This window comes from Streptomyces sp. NPDC012835 (assembly GCF_042900885.1).
Taxonomy (GTDB): Bacteria; Actinomycetota; Actinomycetes; order Streptomycetales; family Streptomycetaceae; genus Streptomyces.
In genome coordinates this window covers 566,636-583,458 of record NZ_JBIBBW010000002.1, presented here as the reverse complement: position 1 = coordinate 583,458, position 16,823 = coordinate 566,636, and the positions used below count along the sequence as shown (strand labels likewise).

Here is a 16,823-nt window from a genome sequence, read left to right as displayed (position 1 = left end):
CAGCGCGGTCGCCGTGCTGCCAAACCGTTACCGACTTCCGACGGACATCCGGGGCGCCTATCCTTCAGTCCATGCGTGATGAGACGAGTGCGGGCCGGGTCACCCTGGCCCAGGTGGCTTCGCAAGCAGGGGTATCTCTTTCGACAGTTTCGAAAGTCCTCAACGGACGTCCCGATGTCTCCGCGCCGACCCGGGTCAAGGTCGAGGAGCTGCTCGACACCCACGGCTACCGCCGCTCGACGCCCGCCGCCCCCGAGGCGCCGCTCATCGAGATCGTCTTCCACGAGCTGGACAGCACCTGGGCGATGGAGCTGATCCGGGGCGTGCAGAACGTCGCCAAGGAGACCGGCCTCAGCGTCGTCCTCACCGAGACCGGCACCCGGCACTCCCCGGGCGCCGACTGGGTCGAGGGCGTGCTGCGCCGCCGCCCGCTCGGTGTGGTGCTCGTCTTCTCCACGCTCCCCGACGACCTCAAGAAGAAGCTCTGGTCGCGCGCCATCCCGTTCGTCATCATCGACCCGGCGGGCGACCCGGAACCCGACGTGCCGTCCGTCGGCTCCGCCAACTGGGCCGGCGGCCTCGCCGCCACCCGCCACCTCATCGAACTCGGCCACCGCAGAGTCGCGGTCATCACCGGCCCGGAGGACATGCTCTGCTCACTGGCCCGGCTGGACGGCTTCCGCTCGGCCATGGGCATGGCGGGCCTGCCGGCCGACCCGGCGCTGGTGCGCTTCGGCGACTTCCACGTACGGTCCGGCCACACCCACGCCATGGACCTCCTGCGGGCGGACGACCGCCCGACCGCCGTCTTCGCGGGCAGCGACCTCCAGGCGCTGGGCGTCCTGGAGGCCGCGCGGGTGCTGGGCCTGCGCATCCCGGAGGACCTCTCGGTCGTCGGCTACGACGACATCCCCCTCGCCCAGTGGTCGAGCCCCGCCCTCACCACCGTCCACCAGCCGCTCGTCGAGATGGCCGAGGAAGCGGCCCGCATGCTGCTGCGCCTGCGCCACGCGGACCGCTCGGACCACTCCGACCGGGCGGAACAGGCGGACACCCGGATCGAGTTCGGCACGAGGCTGGTGGTACGGGACAGCACGGCGCGGCCCCAGGAATAGTGGGCGTCGCGCACCCGCCGCGCGGGTGCCGGACCGAGAGGGAAGAGGTTCACGTATGGCGACCGAGGGCGTTGACCGGCGGGCGGAGTATCAGCGCATCGCGGACACGGTCCGGGATGCGATTCAGGCGGGGGACTACCGCCCCGGCGACCGGCTGCCGGGGGAGAACGACCTCATGGCGGCCCACGGTGTGGCCCGCATGACCGCGCGTCAGGCGCTGGGACTCCTGCAGAGCGAGGGACTCGCGGAGTCGCGCAAGGGCGCCGGGGTGTTCGCCCGCTCGTTCCGGCCGCTGCGGCGGCGTGGTGTCGAGCGGCTGTCGCGGGAGCGGTGGGGGGCCGGGCTGTCGGTCTGGTCCGCGGACACCGGGGACCGGACGCTTGTCGTGGATCAGCTGAGCGTCGCGGAGGAGCCCGCCGCTGAGGGGGTCGCGCGGGTGCTCGGTATCGGCCCCGGTGACGCGGTGTGTGTGCGAAGTCGCCGGTTCGTACTGGACGGCAAGCCCGTTCTGCTCGCGGTCAGCTCGCTGCCCGCCGCGCTGGTCGCCGGGTCGGCGATCACCGGGCGGGACACCGGTCCCGGCGGGACGTACGCGCGCCTCGGCGAGCTGGGGCTCGCGCCGGCGCACTTCAGGGAAGAGGTCCGCTCGCGCATGCCGTCCCGGGACGAGGCGCGCCGGCTGAGCCTGGCGCCCGGCACGCCCGTGATGCTCATCTGCCGGACCGCGTTCACCGCGGAAGGGCGCGCGGTGGAGGTCAACGCGATGACGCTCGACTCCGCTTCGTACGTCCTGGAGTACGACTTCGACGCGTAGCGGGCCCCTCGGGCACACTGGAAGCATGTGCCGCAGCATCAAGACCCTCCGGCCGCCCGTCCTCCCCGAAGAGGCCACCGAGGAGGACATCCGGGCCGCCGCGCTCCAGTACGTACGCAAGGTCTCCGGCTTCCGGGCGCCCGCCGCGCACAACCGGGAGGTGTTCGAGCGGGCCGTGGACGAGATCGCGGGCGCCACCGCGCGGCTGCTGGACGGCATCGAGGTCCGGGGCGCGGGTGGAAGCTCCGCCGGCGGGGCCGGGAGCCGGGCCACAGGCGCGATGAGCTGATCGCGACTCTCCCCGGCGCCGTGGCGGACAGCGCGTCGCTCAGGACATCAGGGGAAGCTTGCCGACGATCTTGTCGACCCGGTTGCGCGGGCCGACGATGCTGAGCGCGCAGTAGTCGATGTCCTCGGTCCTGGCCTCGCCGACGGCGGCGATGAACTCGCTGTAGACGCGGGTGCTCTGCGCGGCGACGGGGACATCGGCGACGAAGGTGTCGGCGCGGGACACCGCTTTGGCGCGGATGGCGCGCAGCGTGGCGGGGTCGGCGACGAGTACCGAGCAGCCTGCCCAGGGCAGCCCCGGGTGCACCGCGCCCTGCGCGTCGGCGGCCTCGGCGCCCAGCAGGCCGGGGACCGAGGTCACGGTGGGGGCGGCGGCGCAGATGGCGGCGTTGGCGGCCCGTCCGGGGGGAAGGTCGGAGCTGACGACCACGACCCACTTCAGCCGGGCCTGGTGGGTGGACAGGGAGTAGTCCATTTCCTCGGGCGCGAAGCCGACCGCCGTCGCCTCGGGAGCGTTCACCACAGACATGTAATCCTCTTGGCTTGTGCGAGCAGATAGCAAAAGGCTAGGCAGACGTGCGGAATCGCGACGCCGGTTCTGAACTTCGTTCGCCGGACGCCAGAGGTTCGAGGGTTTCGGCGGACATGATGCGCCCCTCGCGGGGAATCCCCGGCATCCGTGCGGAGCGGGGGAGGAACCGCGGCGGCAGGCACATGATGATCATTCCGGCGAGGATCAGCGCGCCGCCGGTCCATGCCACCGGCGAGAGGTGCTCGTGGAGCAGCAGGACGCCGATCAGCGCGGCGGCCAGGGGCTCGGCGAGGCTGAGGGTCCCGGCGGTGGTGGCGCGCACCCGGGTGAGGCCGGTGGTGAACAGCCAGTAGGCGAGGGCGGTGGTCGCCACGCCCAGCCAGACGGTCAGGGTGAGGGTGCTGCCCTGCCACACGGGAGTGGTGCTGTTGATCATCCAGGGCGCCAGCGGGACCGCGCCCGCGAGCAGGGAGAGCGCGGAGAGCCCGGGCAGCTGGGCGGCGGAGGCGACGCCGGCCAGCTTCTTCGCGAAAACGGTGTACAGCCCGTAACAGACCCCGGAGATCACGGCCAGAAGCAGGCCCGGCGCGTCCACGCCCGCGCCTGTCGGGGTCAGCAGCAGGGCGCAGCCGGCGACGGCGGCGGCGGTGCCGGCCATCCACACGGAGGTCATCCGCTCGCCGGTGACCCACCGGGCACACAGGCCGATCGCCGCGGGGGCGACGCCCAGGGCGACCACCGTGGCCAGGGCCGCCCCGGTCCGTGCCACCGAGGACATGAGGGCCGCCTGGAAGACGCCCGTGGCCACCGCGCAGACCAGCAGGGGGCGCACCACCGCGCCCGTGGTCAGGGCCCGCAGGGTGTTCCGGCGGACGGTGAACATCCCCAGGACCAGCCCGCCCACGAGCAGCCGCCAGCCCCCTAGGGCCGCCGGCGTCATGGGGCTGGACGCCAGCACCTGGGCGGGTCCGACCGTGCCCCACAGCACGGCCGCGCCCAGGACCAGGCCCGCACCGAGCAAGGGGGCGTTCTGTCGTGTATCCATGGCGAACGACACTAAGCAAACGCCCAAGCACCGCGGCCCGTGGCCGCACTTCGTACGCCATAGAGTCGACTTCATGGAACTTGATGCGCTGGACCGGGCCCTGCTGCGGGAGCTGCAGAACGATGCACGGCAGACCAACCGCGATCTCGCGGCCAAGACCGGGGTCTCCCCCTCCACCTCGCTGGAGCGGGTACGGCTGCTGCGCGAGCGCGGCGTGATCACCGGCTACCACGCCGTCCTGGACCTCGACGCGGCCGGCCGGCCCGTCCAGGCGCTCATCTCGGTGCGCATCCGGCCCCCGGCCCGCGCCGTCATCGAGGGGTTCCGGGAGTGGGCGGCGCGACTGCCCGAGGTGATCGGCCTGTTCGTCACCTCCGGCCCGCACGACTTCCTCATCCACATCGCCGTCCCGGACGTCGACAGCGTGTACGCCTTCGTCATCGACCGCCTCACCGAACGCCGCGAAGTCGCCGATGTGCAGACCACCATGGTCTACGAGCACGTCCAGTCCCGCCGTATCGAACCGGCCGGCCCCGGTCGGTCCCGTCCCTCGCACAGAGCCCGCTGACCCGCACACGGTCCGCTGACCCGCACAGAGCAGGCTGACCCGGTGTCCCGATCCGCGCCCGCGGCGGCGCGGCCGTCCCGGAGCGCCGCCCGCTCAGGCCGGTGCGGTCGCCGGGCCGTTCGGGCGGCGGATGAAGTAGGCCGCCAGGGAGCCGGCGGCGAAGAGGGCCAGTACGGATATCGCCGTGCCGAACCATGTCGCGCCCAGCCACTGGCCGCCCAGGTAGCCGAGCCCCGCGCTGTACCCCGTCCAGGCCACGGCGGCCAGCGCCGACCAGGGCAGGAACTCCTTCACCTTGCGGTGCGCCACGCCCGCGCTCAGGGAGACCACCGAGCGGCCCGCCGGGGCGAAGCGGGCGAGGACGACCAGGGCGCCGCCTCCGCCGCTCAGAGCGCTGCCGAGGCGCTCCTGCGCGGTGGTCAGCCGGCGCGAACGCGCGATGGTCCGCGCGACGCGGCCGTCCCTGCGCCGGGCCAGCCGGAAGGCGACCAGGTCACCGAGGACGGAGGCGGTGAAAGCGCACAGCATCACCAGGAGCAGCGAGGGCACTTCCTGCGGCACTTGGGCGACCTTGCCGGCCGCGCCCGCGACCGTGGTCGATCCGGCGGCGGCGGCCGTGGCCGCGGTGATGACCAGAACGCCGCTGGGCAGCAGGGGGAGGAACACGTCGAGCAGGACGGAGAGGGCGACGACGGCGTAGATCCACGGGCTGCCGGTCAGCGACCCCAGACTCTCCAACACCTCTGCACTTCCCGCCCGTCGTCCCGTTGACAGCGCCTGGCCATCGCGGGGGAGCGGCAGTGGCGGCTGCAACCATACAGCGTACGCGTGTGCGGTACAGCGGATTTGACCGGGGCGCGACACGTCGAACGCCCGGCCCCCGGTGCGGAAGGGCCGGGCGATCGTACGGGCCTGTGGGCCCGTGGGGCCGCGCGGTCGGGGCGGCTACGCGGATACCGTCTCGCGGTCCTCCCGTATCTCCGGTGCCCGTTGGGCGGAGGCGCGGGAGGGGAACAGCTGGTCGAGAGCGAGCGCCCCCGGGCCGGTGAAGACGAAGAGCAGGAACGCCCAGCAGAACATGGCGGACGCCTCACCGCCGTTCTCTATGGGGAAGAGGCCGTTCTCCTGGTGCACGGTGAAGTAGGCGTACGCCATGGCGCCCGAGCACACCAGCGCGGCCACGCGGGTGCCGAGGCCGAGCAGCACCAGTGCGCCGCCGACCAGTTCGATCGCGGCCGCGTACCAGCCCGGCCATGTACCGCCGGCGACGGCGTCCTTGCCGAAGTAGCCGAAGAGAGAGGATGCTCCGTGGCAGACGAAGAGCAGTCCGGTGACGATGCGGAACAGGCCGAGCGCGTAGGGCTGGGCGTGCTGGAGACGTGTGTACATGGGGGGTTGTACTCCTTCGATCAGGGGCGGACCGACGAGAAGCTCCGCCCCCAACGTTAGGGACCCCTAATCTATGCTTGCAAGTTCAACATTTTGTCGGGGATCAATTCGCGTCGTACATTCCGCTTCCCCCGCCGCGCACGTTCGCAGTCCGGCACGCGCCACCGCGTCCGTGTCCGACAGCATCACCGAGTCGACTCCGGGCCGGGCGCCGGCCGCGGTCACCCAGTGAACCCCCTCCGTCGGCACCCCGATGGCGAACCGCCTTTCGTGCGGGCGTCCTTGACGGTCTATCAGGTAATAGGGGCGGTGCGTTACATCCAGCCCTCCGGTTTCGTAACCATCAAGTACATGCGGCCGGCACTGGCCGGTCTTGAGCAGTCGCGACAGCAACGGGTCGCAGCTGCGCCGCAGATCCGGTTCCGGCAGCCTGGCCTCCACCAGCGTCGTCGCGCGTACCAGCGATCCCGGCACATCGGGGGACTCGGCGGTGAACACACCGTCCTGGGTTCTCACGGTCGTTCTTGGGCCGATCACCTCCAGCACTCCGGCCTCGATCAGGGCGGCCATCTCCTCGATACGGCGACGCGGCGGCCCGATGGAGAGGAAGGCGTTCAACGGGGTGTACCAGCGGTCGAGATGGTCGCGCCGGGAGGTGCCGGAGAGCCCGGCGTGGTCCACGATCTGCCGCAGCTCGTTGCGCAGATCGCGCAGCACGTCGAGGGCCGCCTTGACCGGGCCCGCCAGATTGCCGAGCACGGCGTGGGCGGCGTCCTCGCGCAGATGGGCCAGCAGCCGGGCGCGATGGTCGGCCGGGTCGTGGAAGGGCTCCGTGCCGTACGGCCGCGAGATCCGCTCCCACGACCAGCGGTCCGCCGCCGCGATGCCCGCTTCGTCGAGCACGGCGGCCTCCTGCGGGCTGCCGTGCGGGGCCGCGAGGAAGCGCTCCAGGAAGGGGACGCGCGCACGCGTGGGCCCGGTCGCGGGTACGGAGGGACGCGCGGCCGCCTCGGACCGCGTGCGCAGGTGCGCGGTGTAGAACACCGCCTCCACCTCCTTGGCGACCAGCGGCCATATCTCCCGCAGGAAGTCCGGCGCGTCGCCGTCGTCCGCCCGCTTGCGGAACGCCGCGATCACGTCCGGCGTCAGCACCAGCGGCTCGTGCCGCCCCGACGCCCCCTTCGCGTTGTCCCCGCGCGCCTGGTACGGCACCCCGCGCCGCGACCCCGCGTACAACTGCGGCTCCCGCCCCGACGGGTGGTATACGAGCACGCCCTCGGCGTCCCGCGTGAACAGGCCACCGCGCCCCGCCGTCAGGAGCGCCATGTGATCGAAGAAATTCAGCCCGAGCCCGCGCAGCAGCACCGGCTCGCCGGCGGCGACGGCCGAGAGATCGACATCGGCCGGATTGGCAGGTGGCAGATAGCGCAGCCGGTGGCGCGCCGCGTACTCCGCCAGGGTCGCCTGGGTCTGGCCGGAAACCACCGGTAGATGGCCCTGCGCGAGCACGACCGCGCGGAGGCCGGAAATCGTCGTGCCATCGTCGAGGGTGAGTGTCTGGGTGGGGCGGTGGGCGGCGGACGGACGGGACGCTTCGCGCGAATCGCCCGGAACGCGCGTGTCCGGCTCCGTCGGGGTGCCGGACACGGGCCGCTCGGCGTCGTCATCCAGACGGACCGCCAGCGCCCGGTGCACCTCGACCGTCACATTCTCCGGCGCCCCCTCCACCGTTCTGCGGAAGGCCCACTCCAGATAGCGGCCGTACGCGGCCCGGGTCGGGTAGTCGTCCGGGCCGAGGCGCTCGGCGGGCCGGGTCGCCGCCCACTCGTACAGGCTCGGCCCCGGGCGTATCGGACCCTCGCACGTCACGCTCTCGTCGGTGAAGAGCGTCACCTGCGAGGCCACCGTGTTCATCAGCAGCTCGGGCGACTGGTCGGTGCGCCAGACGCGGCCCGCCCCGGGCGGAGCCGGATCTATCAGGTGCACGGTCAGCGGTGTGTCCGGCGCCAGTTCGGGCACGGAAGCGCAGAGTCTTTCGAGGACCGAGGTGCCGCGGGGGCCGGCGCCGACGACGGCGATCGAGTGGGGCTGAGACTGCCGTGCAGCGAACAAAGCTGTGACTCCCGGGGCATGGGGGTACGGGAAGCGGATGGTCCGCAACATCATGCCGTTGGTGCACCAGGAGTTCGAACCCTTGGGAGAAGGATCACGCGCTGTGGGGATGATCACTTGGCGGCGGAGCCGTCACGCGGCGGGGGCCTCTGCTGTAGCGTGCCCCGCTTCGTGGCGCTTGGTGCCCTCCGCGGGCGTGACGGGACGCCTACGGAGGGCTGTGTGTGGGGGGCGTGTGGAGGAGTGGTGGATCAGCAGCCGCTGAGGGCGCTGGTGAGCGCGGTCTTCTCGGCCGAGTCGACGGTGAGCTTGTAGTAGTACTTGACCTGCACCCATGCCCGTACGTAGGTGCACGTGTAGGCGGTGCGCGAGGGCAGCCACTTGGCCGGGTCGCTGTCGCCCTTCGACCGGTTGCTGCTCGCCGAGACGGCGATGAGCTGCGGGCGGGTCAGGTCGTTGGCGAACGCCTGGCGCTGCGCGGTGGTCCAGCCGCTGGCGCCGGATCGCCAGGCTTCGGCGAGCGGCACCATGTGGTCGATGTCGAAGCCGGACGAGCTGGTGGTGGTGGCGCCGTCGTACTCCGAGTACCAGTTGCCGCTGACGGCCGCGCAGGCGGCGTCCTGCGTGACGTTCGTACCGTCGCGCTTCAGGACGACCTCACGGGTGTTGCAGGTGCCCGACTGGGTGATCCAGTGCGGGAACAGGTCGCGGCTGTAACCGCTGGAGGAACCTTCCGCCTGCACGGTGAGCGTGGCGAGGTAGGTGCGGGCCGTGGAGGCGGCGACCGGCGTCGGCATGGCGGCCTGGGCGGCGGGGGCGGTGACCAGGGCGGCGACGACGGCGAGCAGGGCGGAGACGAGGAGGACGGCGGCGCGGGGCATTCGACGCGCGTAGAACCTTGACATACGAACTCCCTCGGAGTGGGGGGAACCTGACGTGGCGGCGCTGAACCGGAGCGGTCCCGATCGGCGGAACGGGGCGTACGCGACAGGGCCGTGCGGCGCTTTGGGCCCGGCCGCCAGCGTGGGGGCGGTGGGTTTCCGGGGCGTGGGCGCCAGGTAACAGCGTGGCGACATGTTCACGTCACATCAAGGGGTCGAGGGTGCCCGGGACTTGTTGACGGCTGGGCAATTGGCGCTTTTCCGGGCAAGGTTGGCGCCCGGGCGCGCGGTGGCACGCCAGAGCGTGCCGGGACGCGCCGGGGACGCGCCGGGGACGCGCCGGGGACGTGCCGGTGGGTCCGGACGGTTCGCCGCCGGAGTCCCGTGGTCCCGGAGTCCCGTGGTCCCGGAGTCCCGGAGTCCCGGAGTCCCGGAGCCCGTGGTCCCGGAGGCCCGGAGCCCGGAGCCCGTGGTCCCGGAGTTCCGTCGTCCCGGCGTACGTACCGGAGCCGGGCGTGGCCGGTCCGCCGGGCGGCCGTGGCCCGCGGCTGCGCGGGCCCACCGCCTACAGTGGGCCCGTGCTGCTGCGGGTCGATATCACGTTCGGGGTCGTGCTCGGCCTGCTGCTGGTCGCCGCCGTGGCCGTCGCCGCGCTCGCGCGTCTCGGGCGGGGCAGGGAGATGGCCGTCGCCGGGGTGCGGGCCGCGCTGCAACTCGGCGCGGTCTCGCTGGTGATCGGGTGGGTGATCGGCTCCGTACCGCCGCTGCTCGGATTCGTCGCCCTGATGTACGCCGTCGCCGTACGGACCGCCGGACGCCGCGTCACCCCGAACCGCACCTGGTGGTGGGCAGCCGTGCCCATCGCGGCGGGGGTGGCGCCGGTCATGGCCGCCCTGCTGCTCACCGGAGTCGTGCCGGCCAAGGGCATCGCGGTGATCCCCACCACCGGCATCCTCATCGGCGGCGCGCTCACCGCGACCGTACTGAGCGGTCGCCGCGCCCTCGACGAACTGCACGCGCGCCGGGGCGAGGTGGAGGCGGGGATGGCGCTGGGGCTGCTGGAGCGCGACGCCCGGATGGAGGTGGCCAGGCCCGCCGCGTCGGACGCGCTGCTGCCGGGGCTCGACCAGACCAGGACGGTCGGGCTCGTGACGCTGCCGGGGGCGTTCGTGGGGATGCTGCTGGGCGGCGCTTCACCCGTTCTGGCGGGCGCGGTGCAGCTGTTCGTGCTGGTGGCCCTGATGGCGGTGCAGGCGGTGGCGGTGAGCGTGGTGCTGGAGCTGGTGACGCGGGGGGTGCTGCACCGGGCGGAGCGCCCGGAGGGGCACCGGGAGAAGCACCGGGAGAAGTGAGGCCGGGCGAGCGGGGGACCGGCCGGGTCAGACGGAGACGTGCAGCGCCATCTCGCCCGTCGGCAGGGCCTCCACCCGCAGCCGGGTGAGATCCGGTACGTGGACGTCCGGCGACATCGCCGCGGCGCGCGGCCCCACGCCGACGACCCGCGTCCCCGCCGCGCGCGCCGCCAGGATGCCGGCCTCGGAATCCTCGAACACCACGCAATCCCGGGGATCGACGCCCAGCGTGGCCGCGCCGAGCAGGAAGCCCTCCGGGTCGGGCTTGCTCGCGGTGACGTCCTCCGCCGTGATCCGGATCTTCGGCATCGGGAGGCGCGCCGCGCCCATCCGGGCCTCGGCCAGCTCGACATCGGCCGAGGTGACCAGCGCGTGCGGGAGGTCCGCGATGGCGGCCATGAAGCCGGGGGCGCCGGGGATCGGGACGACGCCGTCGGTGTCGGCGGTCTCCTCGGCGAGCATGGCGCGGTTGTCCGCGAAGTTCAGCTCCATGGGCCGCTCCGGGAGCAGCACCGCCATCGTCGCGTACCCCTGCCGGCCGTGCACGACCTTGAGCACCTCCGCCGGATCCAGTCCGTGCGCGCCCGCCCAGCGCCGCCAGCAGCGCTCCACCGACGCGTCGGAATTGACGAGCGTGCCGTCCATGTCGAGCAGCAGGGCGCGGGCGGTCAGAGGCATGGCTGGACTCCAGGGAGCGGGAGCGGCGGACCGCGAACGGCGCGAGACGGAAACAAGTGGCCCCGCCCGCCCGGTCAGGGGTGAACGGGCGGGACCACTTTGTTTCCACAGTATACAAAGCGGCTCAGGAGTGGCCCGACCCGGGGCCCCGTTGTCCGCCCGTGTCCCGGCCCCGCTCCCGTTCCGTCTCCGCCTCCAGCGCGCGCCGCGTGGCCGGGCCGTACTCGCCCAGCGGGTCACCGCTGAGCCGCCGGGACCACTGGTAGACCCGTACGGCGCTCTCCAGGTTCTCGTCGTACCGCCCGTCGGCCTCCCCGGCGAACAGCCACAGCCGCGTCAGCCGCTGCTGGAGCCCTTCGACCTCGGGCCCCGAGTCCCCGACCCGCAGGGTGGCCGTCTCCTCCGGGGCGGACCCCGGCGCGGCGGAGTCCGCGGCCGTGGCGGCGGCGGCGGACGACGGCGGCTTCCCCGGCGCCGAGGACGTGAGGGAGGGGCGGGGCGACGGCGAGGCGTCCGGGCCGTCCGTCCGGTCCTCGCCCGACGCCCGCGCCGGGGCGGACGGGCCCGGCGCCGTGTCCGGGGCCGCCACGCCGGACGCGCCCGGCGTCGGTACGGCCGGGGGCGACGAACCGCCCGGTTCCCCGCCGTCGCCCGACGGCAGCCAGGTGCTCGTCTCCTCCGGCGGGGCCACCCACTCCTCCCGGTCGTTCCCGGAGAACAGCCCCACGGCCACCGCCGCCACCCCGATCACCACGACCGCCGCACCGGTCGCCACCGCCCTGAGCGGTCCCCGGCCCGGCGGCGGGACGGGCAGATCGGGGACCGGGGGCGGGGCGGAGACACCACGCCGCTCCGGGGCGGGACACGGCGGCGGACTCGCCACGCGCGGCGCCCCGGTCAGCGGTCCGCCGCTGTCGGGGCCCTCGTCCACGGGCAGCCGCACGTAGGGCCGTACGCGCAGCGGATCGAAATCCTCCGCCGCCGCGATCCGCGCCGAGCGCTCGGCCCGCTGCGACCGCGCCGCGCAGTCGCAGCCGGGGCCGCCCTCAGCGGCCGGTGGCGCACCGCATGCGGAACAGAGCTGTCCGGTCACCGTGGGTCCCCTCCCATCGCCCTCGGGCTGCCGATGATCCCCCTGGGCTGCCGATGATTATGCAGTGCCCGTTCGGACCACGTGCGCGCGTACGGCCATCCGTCCGGGCGCCGGAAGACGACCGGCGACGGCTCCGTGCCCCCGTCCCCCTCGACAGGCCATAACCCGGCGCAGCGGACAGGATGGAATCCGGCGGACCCGAGGAGACGTCCCGCGGCTCGGCAGGCGAGCGACGTCGACGTCCCGTGGCAGGAAGCGAGCGATGCCCGATGGCTCAGGACGTGAGCACCGCGGAAACGAGCCCGGCCCCCGGGGAGGGCCACCGGCCGCGTTCCGTACTCGTCGCCATCGGCGCGCTCCTGCTGGGCATGCTCCTCGCCGCACTGGACCAGACGATCGTCTCCACCGCCCTGCCGACCATCGTCAGCGACCTCGGCGGACTCGACCATCTCTCCTGGGTCGTCACCGCCTACCTGCTGGCCTCCACCGCCGCCACCCCCCTCTGGGGCAAACTCGGCGACCAGTACGGCCGCAAAAAACTCTTCCAGGCCGCGATCGTCATCTTCCTCATCGGCTCGGCCCTCTGCGGCATCGCCCAGGACATGGCCCAGCTCATCGGCTTCCGCGCGCTCCAGGGTCTCGGCGGCGGCGGGCTGATCGTGCTGTCGATGGCGATCGTCGGCGACCTCGTACCGCCCCGCGAACGCGGCAAGTACCAGGGCCTGTTCGGCGCCGTCTTCGGCGCGACGAGCGTCCTCGGGCCGCTGCTCGGCGGGTTCTTCACCCAGCACCTCAGCTGGCGCTGGGTCTTCTACATCAACCTGCCCGTCGGCGTCGTCGCCCTCCTCGTCATCGCCGCCGTCCTGCACATCCCGGTGCACAGGGCCAAGCACACCATCGACTACCTCGGTACGTTCCTGATCGCGTCCGTCGCCGTCTGCCTGGTGCTGGTCGCCTCGCTCGGCGGCACCACCTGGGCCTGGGGCTCCGCCCGTATCATCGGCCTCGCGCTGCTCGGCCTCGTCCTGCTCGCGGTCTTCGTCCAGGTCGAACGGCGCGCCGTCGAGCCCGTACTGCCGCTGCGCCTCTTCCGGATCAGGACCTTCACCCTCGTCGCCGTCATCAGCTTCATCGTCGGCTTCGCGATGTTCGGCGCGATGACCTATCTGCCGACCTTCCTCCAGGTCGTCCAGGGCGTCACCCCGACCATGTCCGGCGTGCATCTGCTGCCCATGGTGCTCGGGCTGCTGATCACCTCGACACTGTCCGGGCAGATCGTCAGCCGCACCGGGCACTGGAAGGCGTTCCCGATCCTGGGCACCGGCATCACCGCACTCGGGCTGCTGCTCCTCCACCACCTCACCGAGTTCAGCGGTACGTGGCTGATGAGCGCCTACTTCTTCGTCTTCGGCGCCGGACTCGGCCTGGTCATGCAGGTCCTGGTGCTGGTCGTGCAGAACGCGGTCGGCTACCGGGACCTCGGCGTCGCGACCTCCGGAGCGACGTTCTTCCGCTCGATCGGGGCGTCCTTCGGCGTCGCCGTCTTCGGCACGATCTTCTCCGGTCTGCTCCGGGACAAACTGACGGACGCGCTGGCGGGCAGGGCTCTGCCACCGGGCGTGGACGTGAGCCGGCTCTCCGCCGACCCGAAGTCCCTGGGCGCTCTGCCCGCCTCGCTGCGGGCGCCCGTCCTGCACGCGTACGCGACCTCCCTCACCGATGTCTTCCTGTACGGCGTGCCGGTGGCGCTGCTGGCGTTCGTGGTGGCGTGGTTCCTCAAGGAGGACAAGCTGCGGGGCTCGGTGACCGCGCCGGAGATCACCGAGACGCTGGCCTCCAACCCGGTGGAGCGCTCCTCGCGCGACGAGGTGGCGCGGGCGCTGTCCGTCCTCGGCACGCGCGAGGGCCACCGGAGGATCTACGAGACGATCACCGCGAAGGCGGGGTACGACCTGCTCCCGGTGGCCAGTTGGCTGCTGCTGCGGGTGCGGCGCTACGGCGCCGTGCAACCCGCCGAGCTGGCCGAGACGGGTCCCGAACCGCTGGCGTCCGTCACCTCGGCGGCCCGGCAGCTGGAGGAACGCGGGCTCGTCGAGCGCGTGGGGATGGAGCTGACGCTCAGCGAGCGGGGCGCCCGGGTGGCGCAGGTGCTGGCGCAGGCGCGGGAGGAGTCCCTCTCGGAGCTGCTGGGGGACTGGTGGGGCCCGGACCGGCCGGCGGATCTGGTGCGGCTGGTGCGCGAGCTGAACAGGGAGCTGTGCGGCTCGGAGAGCGAACGCCCCGACGGGGTGGAGGCGCCGCGCGACCACGTCGCGCACGTCGAGGAGTGAACCGGTGCTCCGGCGCGTGCCTTGGTGACGCGGGTTCCGGCGGTCCGATTCCGGCGGCGCGGGTTCCGGCGGCGCGCGTGTTCAACGGCCGTGTTCCCCAGCCTGTTTGGCGACCGGAATCGAGGCAACCCGATTCGGTGAACGACCCGTTACGACCCGAGCGCGCATCCGGGCGGGAGCCCCGGAGGGAATCCGAGCGGGGAGCCCGGACCCGAGTACGAGCCAGGAAGGCAGACATGTCCACATTTCTGATCGTCGTCGCTCTCATCGTGGCGTTCGTGATCATTGTGGCCGCGGTCCTCTATCTGGGACCCGGCAAAGGAAGCGGATTCGCCGGACGGGGCGGCAGCGGCGGGCTGAAGCGCCGCTTCGGCCCCGAGTACGACCGCGCCGTCGCCCGGCACGACGGGGACGCCAAGGCCGCCGAGCGTGAGCTGGCCGAACGGGTCAAGCGCCACGGCGAGCTGCGCCCCCGGTCCCTCTCCGAGGAACGGCGCGAGCAGTACGTGGCTCAGTGGGCCGGTCTCCAGGAGCGCTTCGTCGACGCGCCCCGCGAGGCGGTGGCGGAGGCCGACCGGCTGGTGGCGACACTCGCCGAGGAGTGCGGCTACCCGGCCGGCGCGCGGTACGAGGAACAGGTCGAGGCCCTGTCCGTGCACCACGCCCACCAGGTGGACGGCTACCGCAGGGCGCACGAGGCGCTCTCGGTGGACAACGCGGGCCCGGCCACTGGTGATCTCGCCCCCGGCGGTACGGGAACGGCCGGTACGGGGACGGCCCCCGGTACCGGGACGGCCCCCGGTACGGGGACGGCTGCGAACGCCGAGGCGGGCGTGCCCACGGGTACCGGCGGAGCGACGACGAGCACGGAGGAACTGCGCGAGGCGATGGTCGGCGCGCGCGAGCTGTTCGAGCGACTGATCCTGGCCCGCCCGGAGCGGAGCGGCGGCGGCGACAACGACGGCGACCGTCTCCGGGGCGCCGGCCGGGACAAGACCTTTTCACTGCGGCCCAAAGGGAGTGGTGTGTGATGACGTACGAAGCGAAGCGTGACCCCCGCAGGACCGGCGAGTTCACCGGGACCGAGGCAGGGACCGAGTTCACCGGGACCGAGGCAGGGACCGAGTTCACCGGGACCGAGGCCCAGGCCGGGCCGGGAGCCGGGACGGGGCCGGTGCCCGGTCCCCGGACGGCGCCCGAGGCCGATGTCGCGGCCGGGGCCGCGACCGGGGAGCGGAGGACCGGGACCACCGGGCCGGCCGCGCGCGGGGAGAGCGGGTACGCGGGGGAGCCCGGCGTACCCGAGGGAGCCCGCGCCCCGCTGACGCCCCGGCAGCCGGGGGAGGCCGGGCGGGTGACCGGGTGGCCCGAACCGGCGCGGCCCGTGAAGTCGCCGCGTACCGCCGAGGCGGCCCGGCCCGACCGTGCGGCGGGCGTCACCGGCGGCACGGGCGACACAGCCGACTCCGGCAACTCCGCCCCCTCCGACCGGCTCATCCCCCGGGACCGGGGCGACCGGCTCGCGGAGCGGCTCCAGACCGCGCTGAGCGGCTTTGTCGACGGTCCTCGGCACTCGGTCGAAGAGGCCGCCGACGTGCTGGAGGAGGCCGCCGGGGAGCTGACCAAGGCGCTCGCCGACCGGCCCCGTTCGCTGCGCGCGGGCTGGGAAGGACCGGACGACGCCGCCGGGAACGGCGCGACGGACGGCTCCCGCACGGAGGAGCTGCGGCTCGCCCTCCAGAGCTACCGGGCGATGACGGAACGGCTGCTGCGCGTCTGACCCGGCGGCCCGCGACGACGACGTACGGAGCCACGCACCACGCGTGGCTCCGTACGCGTGTGCGCGCCGCAAGCGGCGAAAGGCGGGCCGGTCAGCCCAGTACGCGCACGAAGGCGAAGCCGTCGTGTCCCTTGTCGCCCACCGTCTGCACCGCCGTCGCGGACAGCAGCGGATTCGCCGCGATCCGCTCAATCATCTGGCGGGTGCCCCGCACGGCGGGGTCGGCGCTGTCGCGGTCGGCGATCCTGCCGCCCCGGACGACGTTGTCGACGACGATGACGCTGCCCGGCCGGGTCAGCTTGAGCGCCCATTCCAGGTACTGCGGGTTGTTCGGCTTGTCGGCGTCGATGAACACGAGGTCGAACGGGCCGGCCTCCTCCCGCGCCAGCACCGGCAGCGTCTCCAGCGCCGGACCGGTCCTGACCTCGGCGATCTTGTCCAGCCCCGCGTGCGCCAGGTTGGCGCGTGCCACCTCGGCGTGGGCGGGGTCGTACTCCAGGGAGATCAGCCTGCCGTCCTCGGGCAGGGCGCGGGCCAGCCAGATGGTGCTGTAGCCGCCGAGCGTGCCGATCTCCAGGACGGTACGGGCGCCCTGCGTCTGGGCCAGCAGATGCAGCAGCTTGCCCTGGTTCGGCGTGACGTTGATGGCGGGCAGACCGGCCGCGTCACTGGCGGCGAGGGCCGCCGCGAGCGCCTCGTCGGAGGGGGCGAGCTGATCGGTGAAATAGCGGTCGACCGCGGTCCATTGCTCCTGGGACATGAGGGGCCTCTCCAGACGCCGTAATTAGTTCCCGAGCGGAACATACCGTATTCGGCCGACCCGCCTCCCGCGACGGGGACGCCGGA

General features: G+C 73.0%; 17 protein-coding genes. 8 read left to right on the top strand and 9 right to left on the bottom strand.

Features of this window, described 5'->3' with window-relative positions; all coding sequences use genetic code 11:
- Positions 1–59 precede the first annotated feature (59 nt).
- From ACFY6S_RS10090 to ACFY6S_RS10080, 3 genes are read left to right on the top strand one after another with little or no spacing between them, the layout of a single operon-like run.
- Positions 60–1,115: a LacI family DNA-binding transcriptional regulator gene (locus ACFY6S_RS10090; protein WP_388821618.1), complete on the top strand. Its 1,056-nt coding sequence runs from the start codon at positions 60–62 to the stop codon at positions 1,113–1,115.
- 55 nt (positions 1,116–1,170) lie between these two features.
- Positions 1,171–1,929 (top strand): GntR family transcriptional regulator, encoded by a 759-nt coding sequence (locus tag ACFY6S_RS10085; RefSeq protein WP_388821252.1) that lies wholly within the window; start codon positions 1,171–1,173, stop codon positions 1,927–1,929.
- A 25-nt stretch (positions 1,930–1,954) separates the two neighbouring features.
- Positions 1,955–2,218 carry a DUF2277 domain-containing protein gene (locus tag ACFY6S_RS10080; protein WP_388821249.1) on the top strand — a complete coding sequence of 88 codons (264 nt, stop codon included), beginning with the start codon at positions 1,955–1,957 and terminating at the stop codon, positions 2,216–2,218.
- A gap of 39 nt (positions 2,219–2,257) precedes the next feature.
- Here the strand turns inward: ACFY6S_RS10080 and ACFY6S_RS10075 are convergent, their stop codons facing one another.
- Both ACFY6S_RS10075 and ACFY6S_RS10070 read right to left on the bottom strand, forming a co-directional pair.
- The gene (locus ACFY6S_RS10075; protein WP_388821246.1) at positions 2,258–2,746 is read right to left on the bottom strand and encodes a DUF2000 domain-containing protein; all 489 of its coding nucleotides are present in this window, start codon (positions 2,744–2,746) and stop codon (positions 2,258–2,260) included.
- Positions 2,747–2,783: 37 nt separating this feature from the next.
- Entirely contained in the window at positions 2,784–3,794 is a 1,011-nt protein-coding gene (locus ACFY6S_RS10070; RefSeq protein WP_388821243.1) for a DMT family transporter, read from the bottom strand.
- 73 nt (positions 3,795–3,867) lie between these two features.
- On the opposite strand from ACFY6S_RS10070, the gene ACFY6S_RS10065 reads away from it, so the two are divergent.
- Positions 3,868–4,362 (top strand): Lrp/AsnC family transcriptional regulator, encoded by a 495-nt coding sequence (locus ACFY6S_RS10065; protein WP_388821241.1) that lies wholly within the window; start codon positions 3,868–3,870, stop codon positions 4,360–4,362.
- Positions 4,363–4,455: 93 nt separating this feature from the next.
- Here the strand turns inward: ACFY6S_RS10065 and ACFY6S_RS10060 are convergent, their stop codons facing one another.
- From ACFY6S_RS10060 to ACFY6S_RS10045, 4 genes are all read right to left on the bottom strand, one after another.
- Positions 4,456–5,103, bottom strand: a complete 648-nt coding sequence (locus ACFY6S_RS10060; protein ID WP_388821238.1) for a DedA family protein — start codon at positions 5,101–5,103, stop codon at positions 4,456–4,458.
- Positions 5,104–5,307: 204 nt separating this feature from the next.
- Positions 5,308–5,751 (bottom strand): DoxX family protein, encoded by a 444-nt coding sequence (locus ACFY6S_RS10055; protein ID WP_388821235.1) that lies wholly within the window; start codon positions 5,749–5,751, stop codon positions 5,308–5,310.
- Between the two features lie 66 nt (positions 5,752–5,817).
- Positions 5,818–7,914, bottom strand: coding sequence for an FAD/NAD(P)-binding protein (locus ACFY6S_RS10050; protein WP_388821615.1), 2,097 nt, complete (start codon positions 7,912–7,914; stop codon positions 5,818–5,820).
- Between the two features lie 200 nt (positions 7,915–8,114).
- Entirely contained in the window at positions 8,115–8,768 is a 654-nt protein-coding gene (locus ACFY6S_RS10045; RefSeq protein WP_388821231.1) for an HNH endonuclease family protein, read from the bottom strand.
- 554 nt (positions 8,769–9,322) lie between these two features.
- Here ACFY6S_RS10045 and ACFY6S_RS10040 point away from each other — a divergent pair.
- Positions 9,323–10,096 carry an ABC transporter permease gene (locus ACFY6S_RS10040; protein ID WP_388821228.1) on the top strand — a complete coding sequence of 258 codons (774 nt, stop codon included), beginning with the start codon at positions 9,323–9,325 and terminating at the stop codon, positions 10,094–10,096.
- Between the two features lie 27 nt (positions 10,097–10,123).
- Here ACFY6S_RS10040 and ACFY6S_RS10035 read toward each other — a convergent pair whose 3' ends face one another.
- Together ACFY6S_RS10035 and ACFY6S_RS10030 are read right to left on the bottom strand one after the other, a co-directional pair.
- Entirely contained in the window at positions 10,124–10,774 is a 651-nt protein-coding gene (locus tag ACFY6S_RS10035; RefSeq protein ID WP_388821225.1) for an HAD-IA family hydrolase, read from the bottom strand.
- 124 nt (positions 10,775–10,898) lie between these two features.
- Positions 10,899–11,867, bottom strand: a complete 969-nt coding sequence (locus ACFY6S_RS10030) for a peptidoglycan-binding protein (RefSeq protein WP_388821222.1) — start codon at positions 11,865–11,867, stop codon at positions 10,899–10,901.
- A 269-nt stretch (positions 11,868–12,136) separates the two neighbouring features.
- Between ACFY6S_RS10030 and ACFY6S_RS10025 the strand changes: the two genes are divergently transcribed.
- The 3 genes from ACFY6S_RS10025 to ACFY6S_RS10015 all read left to right on the top strand — a co-directional run bounded on the left by ACFY6S_RS10025 (position 12,137) and on the right by ACFY6S_RS10015 (position 15,977).
- Positions 12,137–14,197 (top strand): MFS transporter, encoded by a 2,061-nt coding sequence (locus ACFY6S_RS10025; RefSeq protein ID WP_388821219.1) that lies wholly within the window; start codon positions 12,137–12,139, stop codon positions 14,195–14,197.
- 236 nt (positions 14,198–14,433) lie between these two features.
- Positions 14,434–15,228 (top strand): hypothetical protein, encoded by a 795-nt coding sequence (locus ACFY6S_RS10020; RefSeq protein WP_388821216.1) that lies wholly within the window; start codon positions 14,434–14,436, stop codon positions 15,226–15,228.
- Positions 15,228–15,977, top strand: a complete 750-nt coding sequence (locus ACFY6S_RS10015) for a hypothetical protein (protein ID WP_388821214.1) — start codon at positions 15,228–15,230, stop codon at positions 15,975–15,977. The genes ACFY6S_RS10020 and ACFY6S_RS10015 overlap by 1 nt, the downstream gene beginning before the upstream one ends.
- Positions 15,978–16,068: 91 nt before the next feature.
- On the opposite strand, the gene ACFY6S_RS10010 is transcribed toward ACFY6S_RS10015, so the two are convergent.
- Positions 16,069–16,737, bottom strand: a complete 669-nt coding sequence (locus ACFY6S_RS10010; protein ID WP_388821213.1) for an O-methyltransferase — start codon at positions 16,735–16,737, stop codon at positions 16,069–16,071.
- Between the last annotated feature and the right edge of the window lie 86 nt (positions 16,738–16,823).